Annotated in this window: 21 protein-coding genes and 2 pseudogenes; 10 read left to right on the plus strand and 13 right to left on the minus strand. The window is 70.7% G+C overall.

What is annotated here, in order from left to right; all coding sequences use genetic code 11:
- Window positions 1–7: 7 nt before the first annotated feature.
- The 5 genes and pseudogenes from OG828_RS34410 to OG828_RS34430 all read right to left on the minus strand — a co-directional run.
- Window positions 8–766 (minus strand): annotated as a pseudogene (locus tag OG828_RS34410) (DUF4436 family protein); the annotation flags it as partial.
- Between the two features lie 152 nt (window positions 767–918).
- A complete protein-coding gene (locus OG828_RS34415; RefSeq protein ID WP_328503355.1) occupies window positions 919–2,559 on the minus strand; it encodes a TlrC/CarA/OleB/SrmB family ABC-F type ribosomal protection protein in 1,641 nt (546 codons plus the stop codon).
- A 249-nt stretch (window positions 2,560–2,808) separates the two neighbouring features.
- On the minus strand, window positions 2,809–3,777 hold the full coding sequence (locus tag OG828_RS34420; protein ID WP_328503356.1) for a DUF3500 domain-containing protein: 969 nt from the start codon (window positions 3,775–3,777) through the stop codon (window positions 2,809–2,811).
- A 65-nt stretch (window positions 3,778–3,842) separates the two neighbouring features.
- Window positions 3,843–4,502, minus strand: coding sequence for a class I SAM-dependent methyltransferase (locus OG828_RS34425; RefSeq protein WP_328503357.1), 660 nt, complete (start codon window positions 4,500–4,502; stop codon window positions 3,843–3,845).
- Window positions 4,503–4,619: 117 nt separating this feature from the next.
- Window positions 4,620–5,045 carry a nuclear transport factor 2 family protein gene (locus OG828_RS34430; protein WP_328503358.1) on the minus strand — a complete coding sequence of 142 codons (426 nt, stop codon included), beginning with the start codon at window positions 5,043–5,045 and terminating at the stop codon, window positions 4,620–4,622.
- Window positions 5,046–5,109: 64 nt separating this feature from the next.
- Here OG828_RS34430 and OG828_RS34435 point away from each other — a divergent pair, with 64 nt between their 5' ends.
- Window positions 5,110–5,475, plus strand: a complete 366-nt coding sequence (locus OG828_RS34435; RefSeq protein ID WP_328440902.1) for an iron chaperone — start codon at window positions 5,110–5,112, stop codon at window positions 5,473–5,475.
- 10 nt (window positions 5,476–5,485) lie between these two features.
- On the opposite strand, the gene OG828_RS34440 is transcribed toward OG828_RS34435, so the two are convergent.
- Complete coding sequence (locus OG828_RS34440) at window positions 5,486–6,478, minus strand: alpha/beta fold hydrolase (RefSeq protein ID WP_328503359.1); 993 nt, start codon at window positions 6,476–6,478, stop codon at window positions 5,486–5,488.
- Window positions 6,479–6,642: 164 nt separating this feature from the next.
- Between OG828_RS34440 and OG828_RS34445 the strand changes: the two genes are divergently transcribed.
- The gene (locus OG828_RS34445; RefSeq protein WP_328365448.1) at window positions 6,643–7,158 is read left to right on the plus strand and encodes a GNAT family N-acetyltransferase; all 516 of its coding nucleotides are present in this window, start codon (window positions 6,643–6,645) and stop codon (window positions 7,156–7,158) included.
- A gap of 12 nt (window positions 7,159–7,170) precedes the next feature.
- Here the strand turns inward: OG828_RS34445 and OG828_RS34450 are convergent, their stop codons facing one another.
- Complete coding sequence (locus tag OG828_RS34450) at window positions 7,171–8,073, minus strand: ketopantoate reductase family protein (RefSeq protein WP_328503360.1); 903 nt, start codon at window positions 8,071–8,073, stop codon at window positions 7,171–7,173.
- A 133-nt stretch (window positions 8,074–8,206) separates the two neighbouring features.
- Between OG828_RS34450 and OG828_RS34455 the strand changes: the two genes are divergently transcribed.
- The gene (locus tag OG828_RS34455) at window positions 8,207–8,437 is read left to right on the plus strand and encodes a DUF2277 domain-containing protein (protein ID WP_328365454.1); all 231 of its coding nucleotides are present in this window, start codon (window positions 8,207–8,209) and stop codon (window positions 8,435–8,437) included.
- A gap of 109 nt (window positions 8,438–8,546) precedes the next feature.
- On the opposite strand, the gene OG828_RS34460 is transcribed toward OG828_RS34455, so the two are convergent.
- Window positions 8,547–9,152, minus strand: coding sequence for a DedA family protein (locus OG828_RS34460; protein ID WP_328504990.1), 606 nt, complete (start codon window positions 9,150–9,152; stop codon window positions 8,547–8,549).
- Between the two features lie 292 nt (window positions 9,153–9,444).
- On the opposite strand from OG828_RS34460, the gene OG828_RS34465 reads away from it, so the two are divergent.
- Complete coding sequence (locus OG828_RS34465) at window positions 9,445–9,969, plus strand: superoxide dismutase family protein (RefSeq protein WP_328503361.1); 525 nt, start codon at window positions 9,445–9,447, stop codon at window positions 9,967–9,969.
- A gap of 110 nt (window positions 9,970–10,079) precedes the next feature.
- Here the strand turns inward: OG828_RS34465 and OG828_RS34470 are convergent, their stop codons facing one another.
- The 4 genes from OG828_RS34470 to OG828_RS34485 form a co-directional block, all read right to left on the minus strand.
- Window positions 10,080–10,529, minus strand: a complete 450-nt coding sequence (locus OG828_RS34470; protein WP_328504991.1) for a DoxX family protein — start codon at window positions 10,527–10,529, stop codon at window positions 10,080–10,082.
- 96 nt (window positions 10,530–10,625) lie between these two features.
- Entirely contained in the window at window positions 10,626–12,572 is a 1,947-nt protein-coding gene (locus tag OG828_RS34475; protein ID WP_328503362.1) for an FAD/NAD(P)-binding protein, read from the minus strand.
- Window positions 12,573–12,857: 285 nt separating this feature from the next.
- Entirely contained in the window at window positions 12,858–14,495 is a 1,638-nt protein-coding gene (locus tag OG828_RS34480; protein WP_328503363.1) for an alkaline phosphatase D family protein, read from the minus strand.
- A gap of 98 nt (window positions 14,496–14,593) precedes the next feature.
- Window positions 14,594–15,238 (minus strand): HNH endonuclease family protein, encoded by a 645-nt coding sequence (locus OG828_RS34485; RefSeq protein WP_328365464.1) that lies wholly within the window; start codon window positions 15,236–15,238, stop codon window positions 14,594–14,596.
- A 269-nt stretch (window positions 15,239–15,507) separates the two neighbouring features.
- Here OG828_RS34485 and OG828_RS34490 point away from each other — a divergent pair, with 269 nt between their 5' ends.
- The 4 genes and pseudogenes from OG828_RS34490 (at window position 15,508) to OG828_RS34505 (ending at window position 18,655) form a co-directional block, all read left to right on the plus strand.
- Complete coding sequence (locus OG828_RS34490; RefSeq protein ID WP_328503364.1) at window positions 15,508–15,798, plus strand: helix-turn-helix domain-containing protein; 291 nt, start codon at window positions 15,508–15,510, stop codon at window positions 15,796–15,798.
- 15 nt (window positions 15,799–15,813) lie between these two features.
- Window positions 15,814–16,971, plus strand: a pseudogene (tnpB, locus tag OG828_RS34495) (IS607 family element RNA-guided endonuclease TnpB); the annotation flags it as partial.
- Window positions 16,972–17,217: 246 nt separating this feature from the next.
- The gene (locus tag OG828_RS34500; RefSeq protein WP_210582640.1) at window positions 17,218–17,799 is read left to right on the plus strand and encodes a TMEM165/GDT1 family protein; all 582 of its coding nucleotides are present in this window, start codon (window positions 17,218–17,220) and stop codon (window positions 17,797–17,799) included.
- Between the two features lie 196 nt (window positions 17,800–17,995).
- Complete coding sequence (locus OG828_RS34505) at window positions 17,996–18,655, plus strand: HAD family hydrolase (protein ID WP_328503365.1); 660 nt, start codon at window positions 17,996–17,998, stop codon at window positions 18,653–18,655.
- Between the two features lie 272 nt (window positions 18,656–18,927).
- On the opposite strand, the gene OG828_RS34510 is transcribed toward OG828_RS34505, so the two are convergent.
- Window positions 18,928–19,914 carry a peptidoglycan-binding protein gene (locus tag OG828_RS34510; protein WP_328503366.1) on the minus strand — a complete coding sequence of 329 codons (987 nt, stop codon included), beginning with the start codon at window positions 19,912–19,914 and terminating at the stop codon, window positions 18,928–18,930.
- Between the two features lie 159 nt (window positions 19,915–20,073).
- Here OG828_RS34510 and OG828_RS34515 point away from each other — a divergent pair, with 159 nt between their 5' ends.
- Window positions 20,074–22,155 carry an MDR family MFS transporter gene (locus OG828_RS34515; protein WP_328503367.1) on the plus strand — a complete coding sequence of 694 codons (2,082 nt, stop codon included), beginning with the start codon at window positions 20,074–20,076 and terminating at the stop codon, window positions 22,153–22,155.
- A 54-nt stretch (window positions 22,156–22,209) separates the two neighbouring features.
- Window positions 22,210–22,815: a hypothetical protein gene (locus OG828_RS34520; RefSeq protein ID WP_328503368.1), complete on the plus strand. Its 606-nt coding sequence runs from the start codon at window positions 22,210–22,212 to the stop codon at window positions 22,813–22,815.
- Window positions 22,816–22,844: the final 29 nt, after the last annotated feature.

A 22,844-nucleotide genomic window follows, 5' to 3' on the forward strand; every position in this document is an offset into this window, starting at 1 on the left:
AGTAGAAGGCGGTGTAGTCGAGCAGGCTGCCGTTGGGCGGGTTTCCCGGGGCCGCGTTGCGCAGACCCACCAGGGCGAAGAGGCTGCCGGCCATCCAGCCCAGGGCGCCCCAGAGCAGGCCGCGGCCCTGGCGCACGACCAGCCAGCAGGCGACCACCACCGCGAGGGCCACCGCCCACATGGCGACGATCATGAACCAGGCGAGGATGAAGGTGCTCCGTGACCGCTTGACGTCGGCGGCGACGGCGGCGATCTCGTCTGTGTACCCGCTCTTGTGCGGTGTGATGGCGAAGGCGGGGTCCTGGTCCCGGAAGCGCAGGGTCACGGGCACCTGCTCATGGCCCGCCATCGCGCCGACCACGAGGCTGGCGGCGTACCGGTCGAACGGGTAGTCCGACGACGTGCCCTCGGTCAGGGGTACAGAGATCTCCTTGAGCCACGCCGTGCTGTTCGCCGCGAACAACAAGGTGTTGCCGTCCGGTGCGGTGGTGAGCAGGGTGATGTCTTTGACCGGCAGTCCGTCGCCGTCGCCGTATTTGCCGTGCGCTGTGGCCGTCAACTGCAGTGTGGCGGTGTGCTGTTCGGGATCGGTCCGACGTACGGCGGCTTCGACGTCGAGCCGGTCGCGGGGCGCCTTCTTCGCGCCGACGGTCAGGGTCTTCTGCCGTGCCCCGCGTTCATTGAAGTACAGCCCGATACCGGCGCCGCAGACCGCCAGCAGGACGACGAGCGCGAGCAGGCCATGGCGCCAGGGCGGCCTCCGCATGGAGACCCCGGTCCTCACCTGCCGAACTCGTCGCCCCACGGGACCCCGACTTTCACCTCAGCCCCGAGCCGCTACCGGCCATCCTCACCCATCAGGAATGGCCTCGCAGCCGGAGCGGCTCGGGTGCCCAGCCGCCCCGGCCACTCCCGCCGTCATCCCACCTCGACCCTCGCTGTCTTCGGCAGGGCGAGATGCTCGCCCCGGAAGCGGGACCGCAGGGCGCGGTCATGGGTGACCAGGATGATCGCACCCGGGTAGTCGGTCAGTGCTGCCTCCAGTTCTTCGATCAGGGCGGGGGACAGGTGGTTCGTCGGTTCGTCGAGGAGCAGGAGGTCCGCGGGGTCGGCGACCAGCCGGGCCAGGTCCACGCGGCGACGCTGGCCGTACGACAGTTCACCGATGCGCAGCCTCAGCTCCGCCGGGCGGAAGAGGCCGAGGGCCAGCAGCGCGTCCGCGTGCTCGTCGGCTGAGCCCACGCGCCCCAGCGCGAACGCCTCCGCCACCGTCAGGTCCGGCGGCCACGGCGTCTCGTCCTGGTGCAGATGACCCACCCGGCCCGGCACCTGCACCGAGCCCTCGTCCGGCCGCACCTCACCCGCGAGCACCTTCAGCAGCGTGGTCTTGCCCGCGCCGTTGGGCCCGGTGACCAGCAGCCGGCCGGAGCGGTGGAGGGTGAGGGAGTCCAGGTGGAGCCGGTCTCCTACGCGTACGTCCGACAACTGCACGGAGGGGAGTTCCGCCGCCGGCGCGTCCGTGCCGTCCCCGGCCGTACCGACCCGTGCGGTGAAGGTCAGCGGTTCCGGTGGTGGCGCGACCGGGTTCGCGGTGAGCCGGTCGACCCGCTCGCGGGCGTTGCGGATACGGGACATCGCGCCGTGCGCCCGGCCGCGGGCCCGGAAGCCGCCGTGGCCGAAGTTGGCCAGCGCGGCCTTGCGGGGGATGCCGGCGAGGCGGACCGCATGGCTTGCGGCCAGCCGCTCGTTGCGGGCCAGTTCGGCCCGCCACTCCTCGTACTCCTGGAGCCGGCTGCGGCGTTCCGCGGCCTTGGCGGTGCGGTAGCCGGCGTAGCCGTCTCCGTACCGGGTGACCTTTCCCGCCTCGGCCTCCAGGATCGTGGAGGTCAGGCGCTCCAGGAAGACACGGTCGTGGGTGACGGCGAGCACCGTGCCGCGGTGCGCCCGCAGTTGCTCCTCCAGCCAGTGAACGGCTTGGTCGTCCAGGTCGTTCGTCGGCTCGTCCAGGAGCAGCAGCTCCGGGCGGCCGGCGAGGACGGCGGCCAGGGCCAGCCGGGAGCGTTCGCCGCCGGAAAGGGTGCCCAGTCGTCGGTCGCGGGGGAGGGTGGGCAGGCCGAGATGGTGCAGGGCCTGGTCGACGCGGTGGTCGGCGTCGTAGCCGTCGCGCGCCTCGTAGCGCTCGAGGAGGGCGGCGTACGCAGCGAGTGCCGCCGGGTCCGAGCCGTCGCCGAGCGCCTGCTCGGCCCGGCGCAGCTCGGCCTCCAGTGCGCGCAGATCCGCGAGAGCCAGGTCTACGGCGTCCTGGACGGTGGCGGTCGAGGGCAGGGGGATGGTCTGCGGCAGATAGCCGATGCCGTCGGCGGCGAACACGGTCAACTCGCCGCTGTCCGGGCGTTCCTGACCCGCGATGAGCCGCAGGAGCGTGGACTTGCCGGAGCCGTTGTCGCCGATGAGACCGGCCTTCTCGCCCGGCTTGAGGGTGAAGGAGACCTGGTCGAGGACGGTACGGCCGGGGTAGCGCTTGGTGACGTGCTGCAGGGTGAGTTGTGAGGTGCGCATGCGCGGGTCCCTCCTGACCGGGGCGTCGCCCGGGCCGGATCGGGTGGATGAGAGAGGGCACGACTGGGCGCGGCGATGGCGGAGCGGTGCTCTACGCGATCGGCGCCGGTTTTCTCACAGGGAACCCATGCGGAAGACCGTACGGCATGACGGAGGATTCCGCAAGACGGTACGTCTCGTATTGCGGGTGGGTTGTGTGCGGCCGGGGGCCCAAGGCGGGATGCAGCCGGGGCCCCTGACCGCCGCCCCCTACCGGTGCTGCTCCGTGTAGTGCGCCCGCAGCAGGTCGGCGCCCCAGTCGTGGCGGACGTGCCGCCAGACGGAGTGGGCGTGGTTGCCGTCGTCCTGCGTGTTGTCGTACTCGATGAGGAAGTCCGGAGCCCGAACGCAGTAGTAGTGCCGGTCCCCGAGAACGAGACCGCCGCCCCAGGCGAAGGAGAGCGCGTCCAGTCCTCGCGCCACGGCGTCGGACCAGCATTCCTGCGCGTACGCCGCGGGCGCTCGGTCGAGATAACGGCGCACCAGGCGCTCCAGCAGCCGCTGCTGACCGGGCGTCATGTCGCCGTAGGGCAGTCCGGTGGGCAGCAGGTCCGGATCGGCGAACGGGTCGGCGCGGGTCAGGATGTCGTCCGGCGGCGCGGCGGCGAAAACCGCCTTCGCCCGTCGGCCGGCGTCCAGGTCCGTGACCAGCTCCCGGGCCAGATCCTCCTCCGGCCCCAGCAGCCGCCGGCCCGCCTGCGGACCGTCCGCGATCCGCGCCGGCTCCGACCCGATGAAGTGCGGCGTCACCCGCATCCCGGCCGCCGTGATCACTACATGTACGGCGAGATGGTGGCCGTTCATCCGCCAGCCCCACGGACCGTCCCCGTCCGGGTCGCCCAGCAGCCGCACCCAGTAGAGGTCGGCACCCTTGGCGCCGACCAGGGCGCGGCGGTGCCGCTCCACCTCGATCGCGCCGCGCGCCAGCTCCGCTCCGGGTGCGCTGTGCGCGGCGGCCAACAGCGCGTCGACGGCCTCGCGCTGCTCGCCGGCGAGGCCCTCGGTGGACAGCCCGGGGCGCGGACCCGGCAGATACGTCCACTCCCGCAGCTCGGGCGCGTCCAGCCGGTCGGGCCCGGCGCGCAGCTCGCGCACCTGCTCCGGTTCCAGCACGGACAGCAACGCGCGCACGGCCTCCCGCATCTCCGCGGCCGTCGCCTTCAACGAATACCCGCCCACAACGTTTCCTCCCCGTCGGCGCCCGGTCCGGCGCCCCCTTGTGATCCATGGTGCGCCATGCGGCGTCACCTGAGCCAAGCCCCACCCGCTGGTTCCGCGACGCCGACGAAATGGCCGGATACGGGCCGGACGTGGGCCGACCACCCCAGCGCTGCCAGGTCGTCCGTGAGGGTCGCCGCATCGTGGAACACCTTCACGATGCGGTACTGGCTGCCGTCGTCGAGCCGCCGAAGCGCCGCCGGGGCCGACTGGTCTGCCAGGACGTTCTCCCCCGCGGCAGCGGCGGGGCCGTCGTCGATGAAGATCGCTTTGCCGCCCGGCGCGAGCGCGGCGGCGACGGTGTTCCAGAAGCCGGGCCAGCGCGTCGGCGGGACATGGGAGAGCCAGAAGGCGAAGAACACGGTGTCGTAGCGCCGTGGCGGCTGCCACGCGAACAGGTCCGCCTGAATGAACCGGACGGTGGGGGACAGGGTCCGTGCCCGAGCCAGGGCCAGCACTTCGGCCGCCGCGTCGACAGCCGTCACCGACCGCGCCCGCGCCGCGAGCCTTCCGGTCCACTGGCCCGTTCCGCAGGCCAGCTCCAGCACATCCCCGCCAACCGGAAGGTCATCGACGACTGCCGGTAAATCCCTCAGCTCTTCGCACTCCGCATAGGGCCGGTCGTATTCGGCCGCGCCCGCCCGGTAATAGGCCAGCTGCTCTGCCAGGAGAGCATCGTCGTCCATGCGCGTTCCTCTCAGCGTCCTCTCGGCTTCCTCTCAGCCGACAGACACCTTCGGCCTTCGCCCATGGGCAAGGTCAAGAGTCGTCCGGACGGTCCCGGCGGAGTTCCTCGTACCGCGTCAGGGCGTCGGGAGCGCGGGCGTGATGTGGCTCAGTACGCACAGCCAGTGCCCGTCCCGTCTGACGTACACGTCGGTCGTCCACTCGTCCGCGTCGTACCGCTTGCCCTGGTAGTGGGCCGTGTTCGTCACTCGCCCGGTGAGGATCGCCGTGTCTCCGTAGACGCGGACTCTGGGCCGCGTCTCCAGGTCCATCGCCGAGTGGGTCAGCTCCCCGGTCGCGACGAGGGAGAGGAACTCTTCCTTCGAGGCGACGCCCGACTCGGAGACGATGACCCATTCGTCGGCGACGAAGCCGGCGATACGGTCCGCGTCATTGGCGACGATCGCGACAGCCCAGTCCTCCGCGATGCGGATGAGCCGGGCCTCTGCCTCTTCCGCCACTTCGCCGGGTGCCTGAGGGGGTGAATCGGGTGTTTCGTCCACGGTCCCACCGTAGGCCTGCCCGGCCGGTCTGTCCTAGTCCCCGATGGCGGCCTAGCCTTGCCGCATGGTGCAGAGCAAGGCGACCGACGTCGACGGCTACCTCGCCGAGGCCGACGAGGACCGCAGGCAGGCGCTGACCGCGCTGCGGCGGCTGTGCCGGGCGGAGCTCAAGGGATTCGACGAGGTGATGGCGTACGGCATGCCCGCGTACCAGCGCGACGGGGCCGCCGAGATCGCCTTCGCCAGTCAGAAGCAGTACATCTCCTTCTATCTGATGCGCACCGACGTCCGTGAGGCCTTCGAGGAGCGGCTGGCCGACCAGGACATGGGCAAGGGCTGCCTCCGCTTCCGCAAGCCGGAGGCCGTGGACCTCGATCTCGTACGAGATCTCCTGCGCGCCACCGCCGCACGCCCCGGCGAGGTCTGCTGACCCGCCCGGTTCAGGTGGGCAGGTTGGCGAGCCAGGCCGTCAGGTGTTGGTTGACCTCGTCGGGGCGTTCCTGCTGGATCCAGTGGCCGCAGCCCTCCAGCAGGTGTGAGCTGTGCAGGCCGGGGAGGGTCGTGGGGTATGCCTCGATCGCGTCGGCCAGCCAGGTGGTGGACGCGTCGAGTGCGCCGCCGAGGAACAGGGACGGCTGGGGGATCGGGGCGCCGGCGAAGGGCTGGAAGTCCTCCCAGTCGCGGTCCATGCAGCGGTAGCGGTTCAGGGCGCCGGTGAGGCCCGTGCGCTCGAACTCCGCGGCGTAGACGTCGAGTTCAGCCTCGCCGAGCCAGGACGGCAGACGGTCGGTGGGGAAGCGGTCGCGCAGGGTCGCGCCGGGGCTCACGAAATGCGGGTCCGGGGCGCCGGGCGCGGGCATCGTGTCGCCGGAGAAGGCGGCGTAGAAGCCGGCGAGCCAGCCCCGTACGTCCGGTTCGATCTCGCGCTCGGCGCGGCCCGGTTCCTGGAAGTAGGAGACGTAGAACTCGTCCTCCCCGCCCATGCCCGCGAACACCTCGCTCGGCTTGGGGCCGCCGGGCGGTGTGTACGGCACGCTCAGCAGGCCGACCGCGCGGAAGACGTCGGGGCGCAGCAGGGCGGAGTGCGCGGCGATGTTCGCGCCCCAGTCGTGCCCGACGATCACCGCGGACCGCTCGCCCAGCGCCTCCACCACGGCCACGCTGTCCGCCACCAGCTCGGTCATCCGGTACGCCGCCACCGCCTCCGGCCGCGACGAGCGCCCGTAGCCGCGCACGTCCACGGCGACCGCGCGGTATCCCGCCGCGGCCAGCACCGGCAGCTGGCGGCGCCACGAGTACCAGGACTCCGGGAAGCCGTGCACCAGCAGGACGAGCGGGCCGCTGCCCTGTTCCACCAGGTGGATCCGGCCGGCGGGGGAGGGGACGAGTCGGTGGGTGACGTTGGCGTTCGGGAGCGGGTCCTGGTGGGGCATGGGTCCAATCCTCCGTGGCGGGCCGTCGGGGCCGGGTTGTGCTCGTACGGCGATCCTGCGGGGCCGGGGCGGACGCGGGCGAGGATTTTTGCCGGTCCGGCAAACGGAGCGGCGGGATGCGCAGCTCAGGGCCATTGTCAGACCCTCGGCCTACTGTGATCGGTATGGATGCGGCGAGCGTGGAGAAGGTGCGGCTGGTGCCCTGGGCGGAGGGCGACTTCTGGCTGCTGCGGAGGAACAACAGCCCTGAGATGACCGAGCACTTGGGCGGGCCGGAGCCGGAAGAGAAGCTGGCCGCCCGGCATCGGAGGTATGTCGAGATGGAGGTCGGCGGGATGTTCCGGGTCGTGCCGGCGGACGGTGGCGAGAGCGTCGGGGCGATCGGGTTCTGGGAGCGGGAGTGGCAGGGGGAGACCGTGTGGGAGACGGGGTGGGGGGTGCTGCCCGAGTTCCAGGGGCGGGGGCTTGCGGCGGCGGCCGCCCGCGCCGTCGTCGAGACCGCGCGGGCGGCCGGCCGGAACCGGTATCTGCACGCCTTTCCGAGCGTGGACCACCCCGCGTCGAACGCCGTCTGCCGAAGAGCCGGGTTCACGCTCATGGGGCAGTCACGGTTCGAGTACCCGAAGGGGCACTGGATCACGTCCAACGACTGGCGGGTGGATCTCGGGGAGGCGTCTTAGACACCTGTCCTGTCAGTGACCGGCGTCCCTCAACTCCCGTACCACCCTTGCCGCCACCGGCACCGACACCCCGTGCCGCTCGGCCGCGCGCAGCAACGCGCCGCCGATCGCGTCGAGTTCCAGCGGGCGGCCGGCCTCAGCGTCGCGCTGCATCGACGACTTGGTGTGCGACGGGAAGGAGTCGTAGCGGGCGAGTGACTGGGCGGGGTCGCCGGGCCCGCCACAGGCGCGGCTGACAGCCGCTGTCTCCTCCACCAGTGCGGTCAACTCCTCGCGGTGGTGGGTGCGTACGTCGCCGAGAGGGAGGCCGTAGCGGGTGGTCAGCAGGGCGAAGGGCGCCAGGAAGGACATCTTCGCCCAGAGGGCCGCCGTCTCGTCGGGCAGGACGCGCGTGGTCGGGCCCGCGGCGGTGAGGGTGGCGGCGAGGGTGTCGAGGCGGTCTGGGGGCACTTCCGTGCCGGCCAGGTCGATCTCGGCGAACGGGCTGGTGTGCTCGATCCGCCCCGCCGCGACGCGCGTCGACTCCGCGCGGATGACGGCGGGGGCGACCCGGTCGGGGCGGTAGCGGGCGCGCAGGGTCGCGGGGTGGTCGACGCCGTTGAGGAAAGGTACGAGCAGGGCGTCGCCGAGCGCGGTGGGCGGGACGCGGTCCAGGGCCGCGTCGAGTGCCGTGTGCTTGACGGCGATCAGGCAGGCATCGACCGGTTCCCGCAGCTCGGTGCCGGCCTCGACGCGGGCCGTGAAGTCGCCGAACATTCCGCTGCTGATCTGGATTCCGGCCGTGTTGAGTGTCTTGGCGGTGTCCTCTCCGGCCAGGCAGATCACGCGATGCCCAGCACGGGAAAGGAGTCCGGCGAGCAGTCCGCCGATGCCACCGGGGCCGAGTACGGCCACGGTGAGTTCGTCGTTCGCCATGTGTGTCCCCATTCGTCGGTCGGCCCCGGAGCGGTGGCCGCCTCCGAGTGATCATCCCAGGCCGCGTGCGCACCGGCCCAGGTTTCTCGGCGGAATCTCTGCCGGTCGCCTTGCGGAGGGTGAGACTGGAGTCATGTGCCGCAGTATCAAGACGCTTCGTCCGCCGGTGTTGGCCGAGGAAGCGACCGAGGAAGAGATCCGGGCCGCTGCCTTGCAGTACGTGCGGAAGGTGTCCGGCTTCCGGGCCCCGGCCGCGCACAACCAGGAGGTGTTCGACCGAGCCGTGGACGCGATCACAGAGGCAACGGCCGAGTTGCTGGAGGGGTTGGAGATCCGGGGGGTGGGGGCGCGACGGGCAGGGTAGTAGCGCGCCCCGAAGGGGCGCGGGGCTGTGTCAATATGCGGCTCCGCCGCGTGGGCGCGACCAGCCCCCACCGACCCGCAGCCGAATCACCGTCCTCCCAGCGGAGCCCTTACGCAGGGCGCCGCCGCATGAGATACCCCGCCCCCGCCCCCGCCCCGAACAGCGCCCCCACCGACACAGCCGTCGCCACCCACGTCGCCCCCAGCCAGTGCGCGCCGAAGTAGCCCAGGGCAACGCTGTACGTAGCCCAAGAGAGACCGGCCAGCGCGGACCAGGGGAGGAAGTCGCGGGCGCGACGGTGTGCCGCGCCCGCGGAGAAGGACACGACCGAGCGGCCGGCGGGGGCGAACCGGGCCAGGACGACCAGGGCTCCGCCACCCCGGGCGAGGGCCGCGCCGAGACGTTCCTGCGCGGTGCTCAGGCGCCGGGAGCGGGCGATCGCGCGGTCCAGGCGGGGGCCGCCCGCCCAGGCGAGACGGTAGGCGACCAGATCGCCCAGCACGGAAGCCGTCGTGGCGCACAGCGTCAGGACCAGGATGTCGGGGACCTGCTGCGGTACGCCGCCCGTCGCCGAACCCGCCGCGGCCGCCGTCGCCGCCGTGATGACCAGGACCCCGCTCGGCAGAACCGGGACGAAGACGTCCAGGAGGATGGACAGGGCCACCACGGCATAAATCCATGGGCTGGCCGTCAGCGACCCCACACTCTCGAACACCATCACTCCCCGTGACTCCCCCGTGGAACCGCCCGATCGCGCCGCGACGTCGCGGGGAGCGGCAGGGGCGGCCCATAACAGCCATACAGCGTACGCCGGGGGTGTGACAGCGGATTCACGGGGGGCGCGTGGGTCCCGCACGGCACGTTCACGCACGGCACGTTCAGGCACGGCACGTTCAGGCACGGCATGTTCACCCGGCTGCCGCGCCCCGGGGGCGGCGTCGGCCGGTGTCCCGTAGCACGGACAAGGGGCGACACATCACTCCTGAACGTGAGGAACGGTACACATCATGGTGGCAGGTATATGCGCGGGCGCCGTCGCCGCGGCCGTGCTCGCGGCCGGCAGCGGCGCCGCCGAGTACTGCTCGGTGCAGGAGGACGGGCGTTTCGTGCCGCCCTCGGCCCATGTGGCGACGGACGCCGTCACATATGACACGGCATTGGTCCCGGCCGGGTCGTGGATCGAGGTCCGTCAGCTGACCGAGGAGAAGACTGGCAGGACGACCGTACGGCTGTGGGTGAAGGGCATGAAGCCCGGGCACGCGTACGGCGTCCATGTGCATCAGAAGCCGTGTGCCGCCGACCCCGCCGCCGCGGGCGGGCACTACCAGAACAAGGTGTCCACCGACCCCGCGGACGTCAACGCCGAGAACGAGGTCTGGCTCGACTTCACCGCGGGCCAGAATGGCAGCGGCCGGGCGAGCGCCTACCACGACTGGGGTTTCCGGGAGGGTGAGGCGTCCTCCGTGGTGATCCACGACGTGCCCGGCCCGAGCGGGGGCCGGGTGGCCTGCTTCACGGTTCCCTTCGTGTAGGGCGCAGGTCTGTAGGGCGCCGCAACCGCCGCACCGCCCGAAGACGCGACGGCGCCTCCCCCGCACACGCGGGAGAGGCGCCGTAGTGCCGCTGTGGAAACCGGTGCCGGTCAGACGGCCACCGGCGACTTGTGCGAGGCCGGCTGCTCGCTCTTCGAGCGCTTCGCGAGCAGCTGGTCCAGGCCGAATGCGCCGGAACCGGTGAAGACGAGCAGCAGGAAGGACCAGCAGTACATCGCCGCGCCCTCGCCGCTGTTCTCCATCGGCCACAGGGCCTCCGGCTGGTGGACCTTGAAGTACGCGTACGCCATCGCGCCCGAGGCGATGAACGCGGCGGCGCGTGTGCCCAGGCCGAGCAGGACGAGGCCGCCGCAGACGACCTCGATGACGGCGGCGTACCAGTCGGGCCAGGTGCCCGCGGACAGCGTCCCGCCCTGGCCGTCGGCCCCGCCCAGGACTCCGAAGAGCTTGGAGGCGCCGTGGCAGAAGAAGAGCAGGCCGATGACGATGCGGAACAGGCCGAGGGCGTAGGGCTGAGCGCCGTTGAGACGTGCGGTCAGTCCGGACATGTGGGGGGTACTCCTTCGGTCGGGTCGGTCCATGGGGTGGACCGGCCTGGGGGACAGAACCGAGCGAGTGACCCAGGCTAGGTGGGCCTAATCGATGCTTGCAAGTTCAACATTCGGCCATGGCGTGTATTCCGCTTGCGGCTCCGGTTCGGTCGCCGCCGCACGTAGAACTGCTCTCGCCACCGCGTCGGCGTCCGAAAGCGTGACCGAATCCACACCCGGTCTGGCGCCCGCCGCCGTCACCCAGTGCACGCCCTCGGTCGGCACCCCGAAGGCGAACCGCCGTGCGTGCGCCCGCCCCTGACGGTCGATCAGGCGATACGGCCGCGGGGTCACATCCAGCCCGCCCGTTTCGTAACCGTCGACGATGTGCGGCCGGCACTGCCCTGTCTTCAGCAGCCGGGCCAGGAGGTCGTCGGCCGTGCGCCGCAGATCGGGTTCCGGAAGCCGCGCCTCTATGAGGGTCGTCACATGTACGGCGGACCCCGCGACGTCGGGGGAGCGCGCGAGCCATGCCCCCTCGCCCTCCCGCACCTCCAGCCGCGGTCCGAGCACCTCGACCACGCCCGCTTCCATCAGGGCCGCCAGTTCCTCGATCCGGCGCCGGGGCGGGCCGATGGAGAGGAACGCGTTGAGCGGCGTGTACCAGCGGTCCAGATGATCCCGGCGGGACGCGCCCGCGAGGCCGCCATGGTCGACGATCTGCCGCAACTCGTTGCGCAGATCCCGCAGTACGTCGAGCGCCGCCTTCAGCGGACCGGCGACATTGCCGAGCGCGGCCTGAGCGGCGTCCTCCCGCAGATACGCCAGCAGCCACGCCCGCCAGGCGCCGGGATCGCCGAAGTCCCGCCCCGCGTACGGGCGGGATATACGGTCCCAGGACCAGCGATCGGCCTCCGCCACCCCGAACTCATCCAGTACGGCGGCTTCTTGAGGGCTGCGGTGCGGGGCGGCGAGGAAGTGGTCGCGGAACTCCCCAGCGGGGGCATCGAAGGCCCCCTCCGCGCCCTCGTGCACCCCCAGCAGTGCCTCGTAATAGACCGTCTCCACCTCCTTCGCCACCAGCGGCCATATCTCCGTCAGGAAGTCCGGTGCCTCGCCGGAGTCGGCGCGTTTGCGGAAGCGGGCGATGGTCTCGTCGGTGAGGACGAGGGGGAGGTGGCGGCCGTAGGGGCCCTTGGCGTTGTCGCCGCGGGCCTGGTAGGGGATGCCGCGGCGTGAACCGGCGTACAGGCGGGGCTCGTTGCCGGAGGGGACGTAGCGCAGGGTGCCGGTGGCCGTGCGGAGGAAGCGGCCGTCGCGGCCGGTGGTCAACAGGGCCATGTGATCGAAGAAGTTGAGGCCCAGGCCGCGCAACAGCACCGGTTCGCCGGGGGAGATGGCGGAGAGGTCGACGTCGGCCGGGTTGGCGGGGGGTATGTGGCGCAGGCCGTGCGTCTCGGCGTATGCCGCATGCCGTCGCTGGGCCAGGTCCGCGACCGTCGGCAGATGGCCCTGGGCGAGGACGACGGCGGACAGGCCGGTGAGGGTGCGGCCGTCGTCGAGGGTGAGGGTCTGGCGGCCGTCGGGGGCGTCGTCGAGGCGTACGGCCCGTGCCGCGTGGGTCTCGACGCGTACCGCACGCGGTGCCTCGCGGACGACCTTCGCGAACACCCACTCCAGATAGCGGCCGTAGTGCGCGCGGGTCGGGTACTCGTCGGGGCCCAGGTCGCCGTCCGCCCACTCGTGCAGGCTGGGGCCGGGGCGGACCGGGCCCGAGCAGTCCACGCTGTCGTCGGTGAACAGGGTCACCTGACTGGCCACCGTGTTCATCAGCAGCTGCGCGGACTGCGCAGAGCGCCAGACACGGCCGGGGCCGGGCGGCGCCGGGTCGATCACATGGACCTTCAGCCGGGTGCCGGGTGGGAGGAGTTCCGGCGCGGAGGCGCAGAGGCGTTCCAGGACGCTGGTGCCGCGCGGCCCCGCGCCGACGAGGGCGACCCGGACCTCGTCGGACTCGGCGTGCGCTGCGGATTCCGCGGGCGGTGCAGACAAAACGGTGTCTCCCGGGCGTGTGGGGCGCGTTGCGGCAAACCGCCCGGGGGAAGCGGACGGTCCGCCTCATCATGCCGTCGGGAGAGGGAAGATCCGAGCCTCGGGGTCACGGAGTGTGGGGCGCCTCACGTGCATCACGGGCATCAGGCAGATAAGAGGCATCGCGGGGATCAAGGGCATCCGCAGCATCGCGGGCATCATGGGGACCACGGCATCGGCGGCCCATGGTCATCGCGCGGCGCCGCATCACGGGCACTGCACCGCATCCCGCGCGAACCGGCCCCTTCACCGCGTCAGCTGTGATTCCTCCACCGTCTTCAGCCGCGCCCCGCCCGCCTTCTCCGCCCGGGCCTGATCGAGCCGCAGCCGTGCGGAACGTCCGCGCAGTGTCAGGGTCATGAGCTGGTTGCCGAACCAGGGCCCGCCGGTGCGCCGCCAGTCGATCGGTGGCCGGGGTACCTTGCCGTGTCCGGCGAACCGGCGGCCGAGGACGCGGGCGGTGGCGGACCAGCCGAAGCGGAAGCCGACGCGGATGGCGCTGGGGATGGCGTTGTGGACGGGGGAGCAGGTCAGCTGGAACACACGGGCGTCGGGACCGCCGGCGGACCACGTCGGCTCGGCGACGTACGCATGATGGACGTCCCCCGACAGCACGCACACCGTCGCCGGCGCACCGTCCCCCGACCCTGCCTCCGCGATCAGCTCCGTCAGCGCGTTGAAGGACGCCGGAAACGCCGCCCAGTGCTCCAGGTCCGCCGCCCGGCGCATCTTCTCCCCGAACCTCGCCCAGCGCGCGCCCTTCTCGCCCCGGCACAGGGCCGCGTTCCACCCCTCGGCGTCATGCACCAGATGCGGCAGCAGCCAGGGCAGGGACGTGCCGATGAGGAGGTGGTCGTACGAACCGGGCTCCTCCAGCGCCTGTTCGCGCAGCCACCGCTCCTCGCCCGGGTCGAGCATCGCGCGGCTCCCCTCCTCCAGGACGCGGGCCGCGCGGGTGTCCACCATCAGCAGCCGTACGCGGCCGAAGTCGCGCCGATAGCTCCAGCGGACGGTGGTCGGGTCGGCGTCGGACTTGGCGGCGAAGGCGCGCAGCGCGTCCGTACCGTCGGGTGTCTCGCGTACGGCCGTGTACAGCGGGTCGTCGGCCAGCTCGGCCGGGGAGAGGTTGCCGATGTGCTGGTGGACCCAGTACGACATCAGGCCGCTCAGCAGCCGCTCGCGCCACCACGGGGTGGCCCGCATGTCGGCGAGCCAGGCGGCGGAGGTGTTCCAGTCGTCGATGACGTCGTGATCGTCGAAGATCATGCAGCTGGGCACGGTGGACAGCAGCCACCGCACCTCGGGGTCGAGCCACGACTCGTAATAGAGGCGCGTGTACTCCTCGTAGTCCGCGACCTCGCTGCCGGGCGGCTCGCGCAGATCGCGGCGGGCGGCGAGCCAGCGGCGGGTGGCCTTGGAGACCTCGTCGGCGTAGACCTGGTCGCCCAACAGCAGCAGTACGTCGGGCCGTTCGCCGTCGGGGTCGGCCGCCATCCGTGCGGCCAGCGTGTCCAGGGCGTCGGGGCCGACAGGGTCGTCCTCGTCGGCGGGCGGGGCGGCCCAGCGGCAGGAGCCGAACGCGACACGGACGGCGTCGTCCTCGGCCGGTGTGCGGATCAGGGAGGGCGGGAAACGGGAGTCGGGCAGCGGCCACACGCGCGCGCCGTCGAGGAACACCTCGTACGACTGCGACGTGCCCGGAGTGAGGCCGTTCACCTCGATGAGCGCGTAGTGGTGCCCCGCGATCTGGAAGGTGGGGGACTCGCCGCGTGTGCCGTCGGCGCAGCGCACCTCGGCGGTACACGGACGGCCCGCCTCGACCCAGATGGTCGCGGACGAGCCGTCGGCGTATCTCAGCAGTGGTCCCAGGCGCAGTTCGGCCACCTCATGCCCTCCTCCGTCGCCCCGTACGGTACGGAACGACGGAGGTCAGCGGGGAGGTTCCGCAGATCACGGTTTGCCGAACTCCGTCGGTACGTCGGTCAGCAGCCGGACAGGTAGTTCGTCAGCGCGCTCTTCTCGGCGGAGTCGACCGAGAGGTCGTAGTAGTACTTCACCTGGACCCAGGCGCGGACGTAGGTGCAGCGGTACGAGGAGACCGACGGCATCCAGGTGGCCGGGTCCTGGTCGCCCTTGGACTGGTTGACGTTGTCCGTGACCGCGATGAGCTGCGGGCGGGTCAGGTCGTTGGCGAAGGACTGGCGGCGGGAGGTGGTCCAGCTGTCGGCACCGGAGTCCCAGGCCTCGGCCAGCGGAACGAGGTGGTCGATGTCGACGTCGGAGGCGGCGGTCCAGGTGGCGCCGTCGTAGGGGGAGGCCCAGCGGCCGCTGGTGGCGGCGCAGGAGGAGTCCTGGACGACGTTCGTGCCGTCGCGCTTCAGGACGACCTCGCGGGTGTTGCAGGCGCCGGACTGGGTGATCCAGTGGGGGAACAGATCACGGTTGTACCCGGTGCGGTCCTCGGTGGTGACGGTGAGCTGGGCGAGGTAGCTGCGCGCGGTGGCGCCGCTGACGGGGGTGGGGAGGGCGGCGGAGGCGGTCGGGCCGTTGAACAGCCCGACCGAGGCTATGAGTCCGGTGAAAGCCGCGAGTATGCTGAGGCGTCGACGCGCGTAGAACTTCGGCATGCGAACTCCCTTGGGTCGTGGGGGTGTTGGGCGCGAGCGAGGACATGCTCGCGACGCCGTGTTGCGTTCGGGTGTTCGTTCGGTAAGAAGCTAGTGACGTGCGCATGACACATCAAGGTTGAGAGCGGAACTTTCTGGTCCGTTGGTGGTCCCGGGCGACGAATGGCACCCCCTTGCCGGGAACGAGAGTTCCCTCTTCGAATGCGTGACCTTTGGGTGTAGTGCTCGTTGGGTGCGGGTGAGGGGATCTTCGGACCGGGGGGTGTCGAGTGAGCGGGAAGTTCCGGCCACGGCCCGGTTTCGTGGTGCAGGCCTACAAGTTCGCTCTCGATCCGAACGCCGGGCAGGAGCAGGCGCTGCGCTCGCACTGCGGTGCCGCTCGCGCCGCCTACAACTGGGCCGTGTCGTGGGTGACTGCCTCGTGGTGGCAGCGCAAGGCCGAAGCCTCCTACGCAATCGGTGAGGAGGAGTTGACGCCGTGGCGGTCGTGGTCGCTGCCTGCGCTGCGCAAGGAGTTCAACAGGGTCAAGACCACCGACCCGAGATTCGCGGACTGGTAGGAGGAGAACTCCAAGGAGGCCTACAGCACCGGCCTCGCGAACGCAGCTGCCGCGTTCGACAACTACGCCAAGTCCAAACAGGGCAAACGCAAGGGCGGCCGGGTGGGTGTCCCGCGCCGGAAGCCGAAGCGGAAAGCCCGCCTGACCTGCCGGTTCACCACCGGCACGATCCGCGTCGAACGGGACGGCCGACATGTCACTCTTCCTCGGCTGGGCGCAATCCGTACCCACGAACCCACGATCAAGCTCCTGACCTGCATCCAGCCCGGCATAGCGCGTATCTTGTCCGCGACCGTCCGGTACGAGCGGGGGCGTTGGTTTGTCTCCTTCCAGGTGGAGACCGTCCGTGAGATCACCCGCGTGGCCCGGCCGGATGTCGCAGTCGGGATCGACCTGGGCGTCAAGCACCCGGCAGTCCTGGCCGACAGTTTCGGCGAGATCGGCTACGTGCCGAACCCCAAGCACCTGGACGGCAGCCTCAAGCTGCTCAGGTTCCACTCCCGCCGGGCCTCCCGGCGGCAGGGACCGGACCGCAGGACCGGCCAGAAGCCGTCGAAACGGTGGGAGAAGGCCAACGCCGAGCGCAACAAGATCCACCACCGGGTGGCAAACCTGCGCACCGACGCGCTGCACAGACTCACCGCCCGCGTACGCGCCGAGTACGGCACCGTCGTGGTCGAAGACCTCAACGTCGCCGGCATGCTCCGTAACAAGCGGCTCGCCCGCCGCGTGGCCGATGCCGGGTTCGGGGAAATCCGGCGCCAGCTCTCCTACAAGGGCCGACGCAATGCCTGCCGCACCGTCGTGGCGGGCCGCTGGTATCCCAGTTCAAAGACCTGCTCGGACTGCGGCGCGGTGAAAGCCAAGCTGCCGCTGCACGTCCGAGTCTTCACCTGCGACGCCTGCGGCCTGGTCATGGACCGGGACGAGAACGCGGCCCGCAACCTGGTCGCCCGCGTGGCGGCCGTCACCACTGGTACCGGAGTGGCCGGAGACCAGGACACGCCACGCGTGTCGAAGCCCCGTGGAGCCGACCGTAAGACTCGCCGCCAACGCCTCGGCCGGAACACCGGCCGAGGCGGGCGGGCAGGTGGCGCAAGCCTGCCGCACCCGCGGCAGAAGGAAACGGGAGACCGTCGTCAGGACACCGAAGCGCAACTCGCGCTCTGGTGACACCGTCACGGACCTTCCAGACGGAAACGCCTGGGATGCTGAAAGTCACTGAGACTTTGAGTAACGGAGTAGCTCTTCGCCGGAACCTCAGCTCGTCTGAGCCGGAGCCCGGAGGCTAGCCTCATGCGTGAGGCTAGCCGGCGAGACCTTCGGCAAGCAGTGCACCGACCGTGCGCTGCCGTGCCGGGGTGTCTTCGCAGGATGTGCAGCACTCTCGGTGGGGCAGCCCCGACCGATTGAGGAACCTTGATCAGCTTGACCGTGACGGCCGTCGTGTTCGGCGTCGTCTTCCTCGCCGAACTGCCGGACAAGACCGCACTCGCCGGGCTCGTCCTCGGCACCCGTTATCGCGCCTCGTACGTCTTCGCCGGCGTCGCCGCCGCGTTCGCGCTGCATGTCGCGCTCGCCGTGGCGGCCGGCAGTGTGCTGACGCTGCTGCCGCAGCAGATCCTGCATGCCCTGACCGGCGTGCTCTTCCTCGGTGGGGCGGCCGTGCTGCTGATGAAGAAGGACGAGGACGAGGCGGAGGTCCGCAAGCCGGAGAACCAGACCTTCTGGAAGGTGTCCGGGGCCGGGTTCATGCTCATCCTGGTCGCCGAGTTCGGTGATCTGACGCAGATCATGACGGCGAATCTCGCCGCCCGGTACGACGACCCGCTCTCTGTCGGGCTCGGTGCGGTGCTCGCGCTGTGGGCGGTCGCGGGGCTCGGCATCGTCGGTGGAAAGGCCCTGATGAAGCGGGTTCCGCTGGCGCTGATCACCAAGATCGCGGCGCTGCTGATGCTGGGGCTCGGGGTGTGGAGTCTCTGGGAAGCGGTGGCCGGGTGAGCTGAACGGTCGGTGAACGCTTCTCGAAGGTGGTGGCGGGAACGGGTCCGATTTTGTACCGTGGAGAAACAAAGTGGCTCCGCCCGTTTTCCCTGACCGGCGGGCGGGCCCGCTTTGTTCTTGTCGTTCTTCGGGGGCCAGCCTTCCCTTTCTCCTTCTCCTTCTGCTCTTCCTCTTCCGCGCCTTGGAGTTGCCGATGACGGCCACGACCGTGCTCACCGCCCGTGCCCTGCTGCTCGACATGGACGGCACCCTCGTCAACTCCGATGCCGTCGTCGAGCGGATCTGGCGGCGCTGGGCCGAGCGGAACGGGCTCGATGGGGACGAGGTCATGAAGGTCGCGCACGGTCGGCAGGGGCACGCCACGATGGCGTTGCTGCTGCCGGAGCGGGCGGTGGAGCGTAACCATGCGGACAATGCGCGCATGCTCGCCGAGGAGACGGCTGATGTGGACGGCGTCGTCGCGATTCCGGGCGCGTACGAGTTTCTGGCCTCGCTGCGGGGGTTGCCGCATGCGCTTGTCACCTCTGCGGACGTTGCGCTGTCCACGGCTCGGATGACTGCGGCGGGTCTTGCTCTGCCCGATGTGCGGGTCACTGCCGAGTCTGTCGGCGCGAGTAAGCCCGATCCGGAGGGGTTCCTCAAGGGTGCGGCGGAGTTGGGTGTTGCCCCTGCCGACTGCATTGTCTTCGAGGACTCGGGGGCGGGTATTCAGGCGGGGCGGGCTGCGGGGATGCGGGTTGTGGGGGTCGGGGCGCGGGCCGGGGTCCATGGGCCGGATGTGGTGGTGCGGGACCTTACGCAGGTGCGTGTGGAGGGCGTGGGGGACGGGACGCTGCGGGTGTACGTCGGGTAGGGCGCCGGTGCTGTGAGGTGCGCGGGTTGCAGTGGGCCGGGGGTGGGTCGCGCTGCCCGGCGCTGACGGGGTGCCGCCTGCGCCCACCCGTGCCGCCCCAGGCGGCACGACTGCCCGCAGCTTGGCGGGAGGGCGGGAGCCGCAGCTGGGCGGGACGGCTGCCCGCAGCTTGGTGGGTGGGCGCCGCCCCAGGCGGCACGGCTGCCCGCAGCTTGGTGGGTGGGCGCTGCCCCTTGCGGCGCGGCTGCCTGCAGGGTGAGTCGGTCTACGAGTTACGGCTCCTGTGTCTCTGACTCCAGGCGTTCCCGTGTCTCGAGGTCGTAGACGCCGTAGTCCTTCGGGACGATGCCCCGCCACAGCTGGTATTGGCGGACCGCGTCCTCGACGCCCTCGTTGTAGGTGCCCTTGGCTTCCCTCGTGTAGACGTCGGCCTGGGTCAGGCGTAGTTCGAGTTCGAGTACCTCTGGGCCCTCGTCGCCGCGGCTGAGGACGGGGGGTTCGGCTTCGCGGCCGTTTTCCGGGGCGCCGGCGGAGTTGGTCGGGGTGGCTGTCGGGGCGGTGGTGGGCGTCGGGTCGGGGGCGCCGGTCGGGGTCGGTGCGGGGGTGTTCGGGCGGGTCGGGGTCGGTGAGGGGGAGCCGTTTCCCGTGGGGTTGGGGGACGGTGCCGCGGACGTCGGGGTTGCGGATGGCGTGCTCGCGGACGGTGACTCGGACGAGGGTGTCGTGTCCGGCACGCTCGCCCGGACCTCCTCGGGCGCGGCCTGGTCCCGGGTGGGGGTGTCGTACGAGAAGACGCCGCTTGCCAGGCCCGCCGCGGTGACGACGGTGACGAGGACGCCCGCGACGCCGAACATGAGGGTGCGGCGGGGGCGGCGGGGCTGTTCCTCGTCCAGGGCGTCAAGGGCGTCCAGGGCGTCCGGGGTGCCCTCGAAGGCGCCCGGCCCGCCTGTGAACAGGCTCAGGTCGGCGTCACTGGGCTCGGTGCCAGCCGGTGCCGGTGCCGGTGGAGTCGGCGGTACGGCCGGCAGCGGCATCGTGACGTGCGGGTCCGCGGCTCTGGGTGGGACCTCCGCCGCGCCCTCCAGTTCGACGTACGGCCGGATGCGCAGCGGATCGAAGTCCTCCGCCGCGGCCGCCTCCGCCGTACGCACATCGCGCAGCGCCTCGGCCGCGCGCTCGGTGCAGGCGCAGGACGGGGTGTTGTCGGGTCCCCTGGGCGCCCCGCATTCCGGGCATTGGTGACCCTTTGACTCTGCCACGCTTTCGTTCCTCCCCTTGCGAACTCAAGCGATTATGCAGACCCTTCCTCCACACGTCCCACACACGCCCCGGAATAACTCATTCCACCTGGATTGAACAGGCCATAACCGGTCACACCGGCCAGGATGGAGGAGTAACGAGAGCCGCGGGAGGTCTTCATGGCCGGGGACACGCACGGTAGGACGGGGAATGTGGAAGATGGACAACCCTGGGAGCGGCCCCCGAAGAAGGGGGTCGCCGCCCGGGAGAACGTCTCCGTGAACGTCCTCGTCCCGATCGGCGCCCTGCTCCTCGGGATGCTGCTCGCGGCCCTCGACCAGACCATCGTGTCGACCGCGCTGCCCACCATCGTCAGCGACCTCGGCGGCATGGATCATCTGTCGTGGGTGGTCACCGCGTACTTGCTGGCGTCGACCGCGGCTACTCCGCTGTGGGGCAAGCTCGGTGACCAGTACGGACGGAAGCGGCTGTTCCAGATCGCGATCGTGATCTTTCTGATCGGATCGGCGTTGTGCGGAATGGCGCAAAGTATGTTCGGACTGATCGCGTTCCGAGCGCTACAAGGCGTCGGTGGCGGCGGGTTGATGGTGCTGTCGATGGCGATCGTGGGCGACCTCGTGCCGCCGCGTGAACGCGGGCGCTATCAAGGGCTGTTCGGCGCGGTCTTCGGCGCGACGAGTGTGCTCGGGCCGCTGCTGGGCGGGCTGTTCACCGAGCATCTGAGCTGGCGCTGGGTGTTCTACGTCAATCTGCCGGTCGGCGTCGTCGCGCTCGCCGTCATCGCGACGGCCCTGCACATCCCGCACCGGGCGGCCAAGCACGTCATCGACTACCTCGGCACGTTCCTGATCGCGTCGGTCGCGACCTGCCTGGTACTGGTGGCCTCTCTCGGCGGTACGACGTGGAGTTGGGGTTCGCCGCAGATCGTGGGTCTTGCGGTGCTCGGGGTCGTGCTCGCGGTGGCGTTCGTGGCCGTGGAGCGGAAGGCGGCGGAACCGGTCCTCCCGCTGAAACTCTTCCGCATCCGCACCTTCACCCTCTCCGCCGTCATCAGCTTCATCGTCGGCTTCGCGATGTTCGGCGCGATGACGTATCTGCCGACGTTCCTCCAGGTCGTCCAGGGCGTCAGCCCGACCATGTCCGGCGTGCACATGCTGCCGATGGTGCTCGGCATGCTGCTGGCCTCGACCGGGTCCGGGCAGATCGTCAGCCGCACCGGCCGCTGGAAGGTGTTCCCCGTCGCGGGCACCGGCGTCACGGCGCTGGGTCTGCTCCTCCTCCACCAGCTCGACGAGCACAGCTCGACGGCCGAGATGAGCACGTTCTTCTTCGTCTTCGGTCTCGGTCTCGGCCTGGTCATGCAGGTGCTGGTGCTGATCGTGCAGAACGCGGTGTCGTACGAGGATCTGGGCGTCGCCACGTCCGGTGCGACCTTCTTCCGGTCGATCGGGGCGTCGTTCGGCGTGGCGATCTTCGGCACGATCTTCGCGGGGCGTCTCGGCGAGAAGCTCACGGACGCGTTCCGGGGGGCTCAACTGCCGCCCGGTGTCTCGGTGGACGCACTGGAGGCCGACCCGCGCGGCATCGCGGAACTGCCCGCGGCGCTGCGGCCGTCGGCGCTCGGCGCGTACGCGTCCTCCATCACCGACGTCTTCCTGTACGCCGCTCCCGTCGCCCTCCTCGGCTTCGTGCTGGCCTGGTTCCTCAAGGAGGACCGGCTGCGGGGGTCGGTGACGGCGCCCGACCTCACGGAGACGCTCGCCAGCAATCCGGTCGAGCGGTCGTCGTACGACGAGGTGTGCCGGGCGCTGTCGGTGCTCGGTACGCGGGAGGGGCGGCGCGAGATCTATCGCACGATCACTGAACGGGCGGGGTACGACCTGCTGCCGGCGGCGAGTTGGCTGCTGCTGCGGATGAAGAAGTACGGGTGGGCGGAACCCGGTGTTCTCGCCGAGCGCAGCTCCGTGCCGCTCACCGTCATCCTCGAGGCCGCGCGGCAGGTCGAGGAGCGGAGGCTGGCCGTCCGTGAGGGGATGGACCTCGTGCTGACCGACCGGGGCCGCGCGATCGCCGAACGCCTCGCCCAGGCCCGCGAGGACTCCCTCGCGGACCTCCTGGGCAACTGGTGGACCTCCGACCGGCCCACCGATCTCACCCAGCTGGTCAAGGAGCTGAACGAGGAGCTGTGCGGGTCGGAACGGGAGCGGCCGCGGAACGGGGCGGCGGGGCGGGTGAGTTGATCGCCGGCGGCGGTTCGTGTCCTAGGCTGATCGCCACGCTGTCTCCTGGAGGGGGTGGAGGGGTTCGTGGTGGGTAGCGGCGATGGCGGTCCGGAGTTCACGGGCCGTGGCGAACATGTGCTTGAAGTTCCGGACGGGCTGTCCGGTGGATCCGGTGGACGCGTGATCCTGGAGGCGTGGGCCGGATTCTTGGCCCCTGGTTTCCAGATGTACGTAGTGCGGGAGAACGGCCGACAGCGGAAAGAGGAATTCCTCGGGCGCTCGGGGGTGGGGCGTGGGCGGGCCCACGTTCTGTTCCCCGTGGGGATCTACCCCCGTATCCGTATCGACGGAGGGGTACGCAGTCCGGGGCGCTGGAATGTTCGCTTTCTCGCCCTGGATTCCCTGCCCGAACTGGCCTCGGAGAATACGGCGGAAGCGTCGCGGTTCTTCTCCGTCGGCGTGCCCGGTGTCGAGGTTTCCGTCGAATTCGGATCGGCCGGCGGTTGTCTTGCCCTCTACAGTTTTGAGGGCAAGGAACGGCAGGTGCTGACAAGACACTCGGGACGTTTCGAGGATGTCGTCACGATTCCTCGCGCCGGGCTTCTCGCGGTCGAAGGTGAAGATCTCGCGTGGGGGGCGATGACGTCCTGGTCGCTGCGGGTACGGAAGTCCGCGTAGCGGGGCGGGGGGGCTTTCTGTGCGTCGGC

The organism is Streptomyces sp. NBC_00457 (assembly GCF_036014015.1).
Taxonomy (GTDB): domain Bacteria; phylum Actinomycetota; class Actinomycetes; order Streptomycetales; family Streptomycetaceae; genus Streptomyces.